Consider the following 8,975-nt stretch of genomic DNA (forward strand, 5'->3'; position numbering starts at 1 on the left):
AAGGCGGGCGGCGGCTGGGCGTGCGGAGCCGGCGGCAGCGCCGGGCGCGCCGGGCGGCCGAGGCGCGGCGCGCCGCCGCCCGCCGCCGCGCCGGCGCCCTGCGGCTCCAGCTCCCCGGCGCCGTCGAGCCGCCACTCCTCGTCCACGACCACCAGCGTGTGCGGGATGAGCACGACGGCCGTGGTGCCCCCGTACACCGACGGCTGCAGCGACACCTTGATGCCGTGCCGCGCCGCCAGCCGCGCGACGACGAACAGCCCGAGCCGCTCGGTGTCGGCGAGGTCGAACTCGGCGGAGCTGGCGAGCCGCCGGTTCAGCTCCTCGCGCTCCTCGGCGGCCAGGCCGATGCCGCGGTCGACGACCTCGACCGCGAGCCCGTTGGCGACGCTCTCCACCTTGACCGTGACCTCGGTGGTCGGCGGGGAGAACGCGGCGGCGTTCTCGATCAGCTCGGCGAGCAGGTGGATGACGTCGGCGACCACGCCGCCGGTGACGGCGGCCGAGGAGGCGCCGGTCACCTCGACGCGGGTGTAGTCCTCCACCTCGGCGATCGCGGCGCGGACGACGTCCTCGGCGGCGACGGGGTGGTCCCAGGCCCGCACGGTCGGCGACCCCGCCAGGATGACCAGGCCCTCGGCGTGCCGCCGCATGCGGGTCGTGAGGTGGTCGAGGCGGAACAGGTCGTCGAGCTCCTCGGGGCTGGACGCGCGGCGCTCCATCTGGTCCAGCAGGCGCAGCTGCCGGTGCAGCAGCGACTGGCTGCGCCACGACAGGTTGATGAAGACGCGGTTGATGCTCGCGCGCAGGTCGGCCTCGCCGATCGCCGTGCTGATGGCCGTCCGCTGGACGGTGTCGAGCGCCTCGCCCACCAGGGCGACCTCGCGGGTCTGCCCGGTCTCCGGGCGGGGCGTCTCGGCCTCCAGGTCCACGTGCTCGCCGCGCCGCAGGCGCGCGACGACGCGCGGCAGCCGCTCGTTGGCCAGCTCCTGCGCCGACCGCTGCAGCCGCCTGAGCTCGTGGGCGAGGCGGCGGGCGAACAGCAGCGACAGCGCGATGGACGCGATGACGGTGAGCAGCCCCACGCCGCCGGTGAGGTAGACCCGCAGCCAGATCCGCCGGTCGGCGGGCTCGACGTCGTCCTGCCGGATCTCGTCGCTGGCCTTGATGACCGCGCCGAGCCAGACCTGCCCGGCCGCCGTGGTGACGGTCTGCCAGCGCTGCGGATCCGGAGCCGCGCCCTGCTGCACGACGGACCTCTCCAGCGCCTCGTAGCCGCCGTAGGCGGAGGATTCCACGAGGTCGCGGGCGGTCTGCGCGGCTCGGCCGCTGAGCTGGATCTCGCCGAGGTCGAACAGGTTGCCGCGGCCGCCCGCCCACGCGGCGAAGGCGGCGCGCTCGTCGGGCTTCAGCCGGCCGCGCAGGCTGGAGAGCAGCAGGGTCTCGCGGAGCATGAAGTCGTGCGACCAGAACAGGTACAGGACGCCCTTGTTCTGCGAGAAGACGGTGACGTCCTCCAGCGTTACCAGCGTGCTGAGCAGCCGCGCCGTGTTATCGAAGACGCTGCTGTAGGTGTTGATCGCGTCCAGCACGGAGATGTTCCGCGCGCCGATTCGCGAGCGGACCTCGGCGAGGCGGTCGAATTGCCCGGTGGCGCTGCGCATCCGCTGCTCGGCCTCGGCGTCCATGTTCGAGACGGCCTCGGGGGACAGCGCCGCGCTGCGGAAGGCGCCCGTGACCTGGTCGGTCTTGGCGGTGATCTCCGTGAACTTCTGCGCGGCCGCCGCGGACTCCGACGTCAGCACGGCGACCGCGGCGGCGCGTTCCGCCTGGACCGCCTGCATCGCGAACCTGGCGGGGTCGCCGGCGCGGTCGTAGTCGGCCGCGTACCGGTTCTGCCGCAGCGCCTCGCTGACCGCGGGGACGGCCGAGAAGGCCCACAGGACCATGAGCGACACGAGCGGGATCGCCAGGAGCGGCATGATCCGCCGTCCGATCGGACGTGTGCGGGGCCTCCTATGAGACTCGTGTACCTGCTCGCGTCGTGCCACCTAGTCGCTCCCCGTCGGTCCCCACCACGGCCAAAGTCTGGGCAGCATACTTAGTCCCTTACTCCGAGGCCAGGGGTACCTACCCCTTTCTGGTCGGGCTTTTTGTCCCAGTACGCCGGGACACCGCACCCCCTCTGCGGGCCCCCGCCCGGACCGGACGCGGCCATTCCGCCGAACTGCCGCGCCGTCGATGATCTGCGGGGCCGCCAATGGCCGCGTTCCGGGTGATCATGCAGGTGGCCGCGGCATTGGCCCGGCCGGGCCAACCGGAGGCCGCACTTATCGATCTTGGTAAAGGGCGGAAGGGGCGCGGTCAATGGGGCCGCCCCGCACACCCGGGCGTCTTGTGGCCAGAAAAGGCTTATGCCAGGATTCGGATGCTCGTCCCCCAAGATCGGAGACAGGGTCATGCGCAAAGCCGCGCTGGCGGCACTCCTGGGCCTTTCCCTCGCCACCACGACCGTGGCGGCGGTACCGGCCCAGGCGAAGCCGACGCCATCCCAGTTGGCCAAGCTCGTCAAGCTGAAGAACGTCCGCCATCACCAGAAGAACCTGCAGAAGATCGCGGACGCCAACGGCGGCAACCGGGCCGCCGGGCAGCCGGGCAGTGAGATCACCGTGAAGTACATCGCGGACCAACTGAAAAGGGCCGGATACAAGCCGACGATCCAGGAGTTCTCGTTCGACTTCTGGCAGGAACTGTCAGAACCGGTCTTCGAGCAGACCGCGCCCGAGCAGAACGCCTTCGCGCCCGGCGAGGACTTCGCGACGATGCAGTACTCCGGCGCCGGCGACGTCACCGCCGCCGCGACCCCGGTGGACTCCGGCGCGACCGGGGTCGGCAGCGGGTGCGAGGCCGACGACTTCGCGGGCTTCCCCGCGGGCAACATCGCGCTGATCCAGCGCGGCGGCTGCACCTTCGCCCTCAAGACCGACCACGCCGTCGCGGCCGGCGCCTCCGCCGTCGCGATCTACCAGCTCCCCGGCCAGCCCGGCCCGGTCGCGGGCACGCTGGCGGCGCCGTACGGCGTCCCGGTCATCGGCCCGACCAACGCCGTCGGTACCGACCTCGTCCGGCAGGCGCAGGACGGCGGGGTCACGCTGCGCATCAAGACCGACACCTTCACGGAGGAGCGGCGGGCGTCCAACGTCATAGCCGACACGCGCCGCGGCAAGAAGGACAACGTGGTCGTCCTCGGCGCCCACCTCGACAGCGTCGCCGAGGGCGCCGGCATCAACGACAACGGCTCGGGCATCGCGGCGCTGCTGGAGATGGCCAAGCAGATCCACAAGCTCGGTCCGAAGGTCCGCAACACCGTGCGGTTCGCGTTCTGGAACGCCGAGGAAGAGGGCCTGATCGGCTCCCAGTACTACGTGGACAGCCTGTCCGAGGCCGAGCGGAACAAGATCGCGCTGAACCTCAACTTCGACATGATCGGCTCGCCGAACTTCGTGCGGTTCGTCTACGACGGCGACAACAGCGAGGGGCAGAACCCGATCGAGTCGCCCGCCGGCTCCGGCGCGATCGAGAAGGCGTTCACCGACCACTTCGCCTCGCGCGGGCTCGCCAGCGACCCGACGCCGTTCAACGGGCGGTCGGACTACAACGCCTTCATCAACGTCGGCATCCCGGCCGGCGGCCTGTTCACCGGCGCCGAGGGCATCAAGACGCCCGAGCAGGCGGCGACGTACGGCGGGACGGCGGGGGTCGCCTACGACCCGTGCTACCACGCGGCGTGCGACGACCTCGACAACGTGGACCTCAAGGGCTTCGACCAGATGATCGACGCCGCGGCGGCGGTCACCCAGAAGTTCGCGTACAGCACGCTGACCGTGAACGGCAACGAGCTCGTCCGGCAGCGGGCGCAGCTCAAGCTGCAGGCGGCGCCCAGCGTGATCGGTCACCACGCGACCCGGTGACCGGCTGAGCGGTGACACCCGAGGGACGCGCCCGGAGGCGGGCGCGTCCCTCTCCTTTTTCCGGCGTGCCGGCGTCAGGCTCAGCGCGCCGGGAGCGCCTCCGCGATGGCGCGCAGCGCGGGCCGCGGGTCCGCGCCCTGCTCGGCCAGCACCTGGACGGCCACCTGGTCGGCGCCCGCGTCCAGATGGGCGGACAGCCGCGCGGCCACCGCCGCCGCGTCGCCGTGCGCGACCAGCGCGTCGATGATCGCGTCGCTGCCCTCCCCGGCGACGTCCTCGTCGGTGAAGCCGAGCCGCTTCCAGTTGGCGACGTAGTTGCGGAGCCGGAAGTAGAAGAAGATCTTCTCCCGGGCCAGCGCGCGGGCCGCCTCGGGATCGGTGCCGAGCACGACCTTCTGGTCGGGGGCGAGGAGCGGGCCGTCGCCCAGCGTCTCCCGCGCCAGCCGCGTGTGCTCGGGCGTCGTCAGGTACGGGTGCGCCCCCGCGGCGCGCTCGGCCGACAGCCGCAGCACCCGCGGCCCCAGCGCGGCGAGCACTCGCCGCTCCACCGGCACCTTCGCCGCATCGAGCCGGTCGAGGTACCGGACGATCGTCTCGTACGGGCTGCGGTACTCCTGCGTCGCCTCGGGGTGGCCGATGCCGGCGCCGAGCAGGAACCGGCCGCCGTAGGCGTCGGTGAGCCGGTGGTAGGACTCGGCGACCTCCTCGGCGGGCGTGGTCCACATGTTCACGATCCCGGTGGCGATCACGATGCGGTCGGTCGCGGCCAGCAGCCGCTCGGCCACCTTCATGTCCCCGCGGGGGGAGCCGCCGATCCATATCGTGCCGTAGCCGAGGTCCTCGACGTCCTTCGCCAGCTCCGGGTCGAGTTCGTTCCACGGGCGCCAGATCCCGAGACGTCCCAGCTCGATCTTGGTCATGTCGCTCCCAACGCGCCGTCCGGTCGTTTCGTGCCCCGTTCCCCGGTGCCAGGACGAAACGCATGACCGGCCGGCCCCGTCTCCCGCCGCCGGCCATTGGGGCGCGCCGGTACGATCACGTGTCCCCGCCGCTGGGTACAGGACTGCTGGGGAGGCACGCATGGAGATCGAGATGGTCGTCGAGATCCCCAAGGGATCGCGCAACAAGTACGAGATGGACCACCGGATCGGCCGCATCCGGCTGGACCGGATGCTGTTCACCTCGACGCAGTACCCGGTCGACTACGGCTACATCCCGGACACCATCGCCGAGGACGGCGACCCGCTGGACGTGATGGTGCTGCTGGAGGAGCCCACCTTCCCCGGCTGCGAGATCACCGTCCGCAGCGTCGGCGTGTTCTGGATGCACGACGAGGGCGGCCCCGACGCCAAGATCCTGAGCGTCCCGGCCACGGACGTGCGGTACGCGCAGATCCGCGACCTGGACGACGTCCACGAGCACGTCCGCAACGAGATCGCCCACTTCTTCGACATCTACAAGAACCTGGAGCCGCTCAAGAGCTCGGACGTGCGCGGCTGGCAGGACCGCCAGGTCGCCGACCAGACCATCACCCAGGCCGCCCAGCGCGCACGCGAGACGTCCAAGACGTGACATGGAGCCGGTCGTGGTCGCGGGCGCCGGGCCGGTCGGCCTGGTCACCGCGCTGCTGCTGGCGCGGCACGGCGTCCCGAGCACGGTGCTGGAGGCCGCCGGGCGCCGCAACCCGTCCGGGTCCCGGGCCATCTGCTTCCAGCGGGACGTCCTCGACGTGCTCGACCGCACCGGCTGCGCCGAGCGGATGCTCGCCCGCGGGGTCACGTGGACGACCGGCCGCACCTACCACCGCGGCGACGAGCTGTTCTCGGTCACCTTCCCCGGCACCGGACCCGGCGCGGTCCCGCCCTGGATCAACATCTCCCAGGCCGAGGTGGAGGGGTACCTGCGCGACCTCGCCGCCGCCGAACCGCTGATCGACGTCCGGTACGGGCATGCGGTGCGCGGCGTCCGGCAGGACGAGCGAGGCGTCGAGGCCGACGCGGGCGCCACCGTGCGGGGCAGCCACCTGGTCGGCGCGGACGGCTGCCACAGCGCCGTCCGGAAGCTGCTCGGCATCGGCTTCCCCGGCCGGACGTTCACCGACCGGTTCCTCATCTGCGACGTCCGCGCCGAGCTGCCGTTCCCGAGCGAGCGCCGGTTCCACTTCGATCCGGAGTGGAACCCGGGGCGGCAGGTCCTCGTCCACCAGTGCCCGGACGGCACCTGGCGGATCGACTGGCAGGTCGCGCCCGGCATCGACCTCGACGCCGAACGCGCCTCCGGGGCGCTGGACGCCCGCATCCGGAAGATAATCGGCGACCTCCCGTACGAGCTCGTCTGGGCGACCGTGTACCGGTTCCACGAGCGGTGCGCCGAGGCGTTCGGGACCGGGCGCGCGTTCCTCGCCGGCGACGCCGCGCACCTGTTCGCGCCCTTCGGCGCCCGCGGCCTGAACTCCGGCATCCAGGACGCCGAGAACCTCGCCTGGAAGCTGGCCTTCGTCCGGCGGGGCCTCGCGCCCGCGAGCCTGCTCGCGTCCTACGACGCGGAGCGGCGCGCCGCCGCGCTGGAGAACCTCCGCGTCACCACCCGGACGATGGAGTTCCTCGTCCCGCAGACGCCGGAGCAGCGCGCCCACCGGCTGGAGTCCCTGGAGCGGGCCCGCACGCACCCCGACCCCCGCACGATCATCGACTCGGGCAAGCTGGCCGAGCCGTTCTGGTACCTGGACTCGCCGCTGACCACCCCGTCCGGCCCGCTCGGCGGCTTCCCCCGCGAACCGGGGGCGGCCCGCCCGCCCGTGCCCGGCGTCCTCTGCCCGGACGGCCCGTGCACGGTCGCCGGCGAGCGCACCCGGCTGCGCCGCCTGTTCGGCACCGGCTTCGTCGTCCTGACCGCGCAGCGCCGGCCGCTGCGGCTGCCGGCCGGCGTCCCCCACACGGTCCACGCGCTGGACGACATCGACACCGACGGCGTGCTCCGGGAGGCTCTGCGGGCCGGGCCGGACACCGTCCACGTCGTCCGTCCGGACGGCCATCTCGCCGCCGTCCTCCCGTCCGCCGCCCCCGGCCCGGTGGCGGACGCCCTGCACCGCGCCTGCGGCCGCTGACCCGCGCCGAGGGCGGGCAACCGTTCGCGGGGTCCCGGCGGTAGTAGTCGGCAGGAGACCGTTCAGGAGGTCGATCATGCCCGGCGTGCCGTCTCGCCGATCCCGTCAACCGCCGAAAGCCGTGAGGAAACGGTCCCGAAACGCGTGCATCGGCCAGACGGGACCGTTCTTCGCGGGCTTGAGGCCGTCCTGCCATCCCCAGCCGGAGATCTTCTCCAGCACCGCGTCGTCCTTGGCGACGACCGTGACCGGCACGTCCCGGCTCGCGCCCTCGCCGGCGAGGACCGGGGACGGCTGGTGGTCGCCGAGGAACACGAGCACGGTGTCGTCGTCGCCGTAGGTCTCCATGTAGGAGATCAGCGTGTTCAGCGTGTACTCGACGGACTTGCGGTACTCGCCGCGGATCTCGTCCGGCGGGGGCCACGGCGCGTCGTCCCCCGCGCCCATGCCCTGGAAGACCGAGCCGTCGCCGACCTGGTCCCACGGGACCTGGCGGGGGATGGCCGCCCACGGCGCATGGCTCGACACCAGCGCGGCCTCCGCCATCACGGGGGCGCGGTCGTCGCCCGCGAGCTCGTTGCGCTGCAGGACCGACAGCGTGTACTGGTCGGGCATCGTCGCGAACGCGAAGCGCGGCCCCCGGTAGCCGACGTTGCGGCTGTCGTACACCTTGTCGTAGCCGAAGAACCCGCCCTCCGGCCAGGTCCGGGTGATGGCCGGCATGAGCGCGACCGTGCGGGAGCCGGCCCGCTGGAACGCGTGGTTGAGGGTGAAGCGGTCGCTGTTGACGAGGGTGCGGTAGCGCTGCTCGTTGTCGACCCAGAGGCCCGACAGCAGGGTGGCGTGCGCGAGCCAGCTCCCGCCGCCCGTGGTGGGGGAGGTCAGCCATCCGCTCTGCGACGAGAACCCGGCCTCGTCCAGGCGGCGTGTGCCCGCGTCCAGGACGCCGCCGATCTGCGCGGCGTACTCGGGGTGCTCCAGCGCCGAGCGTCCGTAGCTCTCCACGAAGGCCAGGACGACGTCCTTGCCGCGCAGCCCCGCCAGCAACGTGTCCGGGGGCGTGTCGCGGAAGGCGTCGACGGCGGCGGCCCTGGCGAACTCCTCCCCGTCGCGCAGGCTGGAGCGGACCTGTGCCGTGTGGTCGTAGGCGAGGACGGCGGTGCTCCTGGACGCGACCGGCAGCCCGTCACCGACCTGGACCCCGAGCACCGCGCACAGCACCCACACGGCGGTGAGCGCGGCGGTGGCGCGCACCGCCGCGACGCGGTGCCGGACGGCCGCTCGGCTCAGCCGCAGCACCGACAGCGACATGAGCACGGCCACGGCCGCGGCCAGCGCCACCACGAGGACCAGCACGCCGATCGCGCCCGTCCGGCCGGACGACTTCTCGACGAACTCGACGGCGGGACCGAGCAGCGGCCAGTCGAGCACGAGGTCGAACGGCCGGAACATCACGGCCCCGAAGCCGATGTCCATGACCTTCAGGACGAGCAGCAGCCCCAGCGCGGCGCCCGCGGCCCCGGCGACGTACCGCCGCGCCCGCGCCGGCACGGCTAGGATCACCGCGACGCCGGCGAGGGCCTCGACCGGGATCCGCGCGAACGCGGCCGGGGTCAGGGCGGTGAACTCGGCCGGTGCCACGAGCGCCGACAGCACGAACAGGAAGGCCGCCGCGGTGCAGGCCCGGCCCGCGATCCGGCGCCACCGCCGGCCCCTGCCCGGCTCCTGCGGCCCGGCCTCCTGCGGCCCGGCCTCCGCCGGCGCGGGCCCGCCGGCGGAGCCCTCGTCGTTCACCCGCTCCATGCGGCTATCGGTGGTCAGCACGCCCTCCCCTGGTCCGGTCCCCCCGCCGCAGACGCGACACCTCCAGCACGCGCAACGGGCGGCGCCCGGTTCAACGT

At 72.9% G+C, this 8,975-nt stretch carries 6 protein-coding genes; 3 read left to right on the top strand and 3 right to left on the bottom strand.

What is annotated here, in order from left to right; genetic code table 11:
* Nucleotides 1-1,979 (bottom strand): sensor histidine kinase (locus E1200_RS27590; protein ID WP_131955000.1); only part of this gene is annotated, 1,979 nt, incomplete at its 3' end.
* A gap of 477 nt (nt 1,980-2,456) precedes the next feature.
* Between E1200_RS27590 and E1200_RS27595 the strand changes: the two genes are divergently transcribed.
* Entirely contained in the window at nt 2,457-3,968 is a 1,512-nt protein-coding gene (locus E1200_RS27595) for a M28 family metallopeptidase (protein ID WP_131955001.1), read from the top strand.
* Nucleotides 3,969-4,048: 80 nt separating this feature from the next.
* Here the strand turns inward: E1200_RS27595 and E1200_RS27600 are convergent, their stop codons facing one another.
* Nucleotides 4,049-4,888 carry an LLM class F420-dependent oxidoreductase gene (locus E1200_RS27600; RefSeq protein ID WP_131955002.1) on the bottom strand — a complete coding sequence of 280 codons (840 nt, stop codon included), beginning with the start codon at nt 4,886-4,888 and terminating at the stop codon, nt 4,049-4,051.
* A gap of 160 nt (nt 4,889-5,048) precedes the next feature.
* Between E1200_RS27600 and E1200_RS27605 the strand changes: the two genes are divergently transcribed.
* On the top strand, nt 5,049-5,540 hold the full coding sequence (locus E1200_RS27605) for an inorganic diphosphatase (protein WP_131955003.1): 492 nt from the start codon (nt 5,049-5,051) through the stop codon (nt 5,538-5,540).
* 1 nt (nt 5,541) lies between these two features.
* A complete protein-coding gene (locus E1200_RS27610; RefSeq protein ID WP_131955004.1) occupies nt 5,542-7,074 on the top strand; it encodes an FAD-dependent monooxygenase in 1,533 nt (510 codons plus the stop codon).
* A 105-nt stretch (nt 7,075-7,179) separates the two neighbouring features.
* Here E1200_RS27610 and E1200_RS27615 read toward each other — a convergent pair whose 3' ends face one another.
* Nucleotides 7,180-8,898, bottom strand: coding sequence for a sulfatase-like hydrolase/transferase (locus E1200_RS27615; RefSeq protein ID WP_207933567.1), 1,719 nt, complete (start codon nt 8,896-8,898; stop codon nt 7,180-7,182).
* Nucleotides 8,899-8,975: the final 77 nt, after the last annotated feature.

The sequence above is a fragment of the Actinomadura sp. GC306 genome (genome assembly GCF_004348665.1).
GTDB lineage: Bacteria > Actinomycetota > Actinomycetes > Streptosporangiales > Streptosporangiaceae > Spirillospora.

What these genes read in the sequence shown, in the direction of transcription:
- E1200_RS27610 (WP_131955004.1), top strand. Translation starts at nt 5,542, where the DNA reads ATGGAGCCGGTCGTGGTCGCGGGCGCCGGGCCGGTCGGCCTGGTCACC.
- E1200_RS27605 (WP_131955003.1), top strand. Translation starts at nt 5,049, where the DNA reads ATGGAGATCGAGATGGTCGTCGAGATCCCCAAGGGATCGCGCAACAAG.
- E1200_RS27595 (WP_131955001.1), top strand. Translation starts at nt 2,457, where the DNA reads ATGCGCAAAGCCGCGCTGGCGGCACTCCTGGGCCTTTCCCTCGCCACC.
- E1200_RS27600 (WP_131955002.1), bottom strand. Translation starts at nt 4,888, where the DNA reads ATGACCAAGATCGAGCTGGGACGTCTCGGGATCTGGCGCCCGTGGAAC.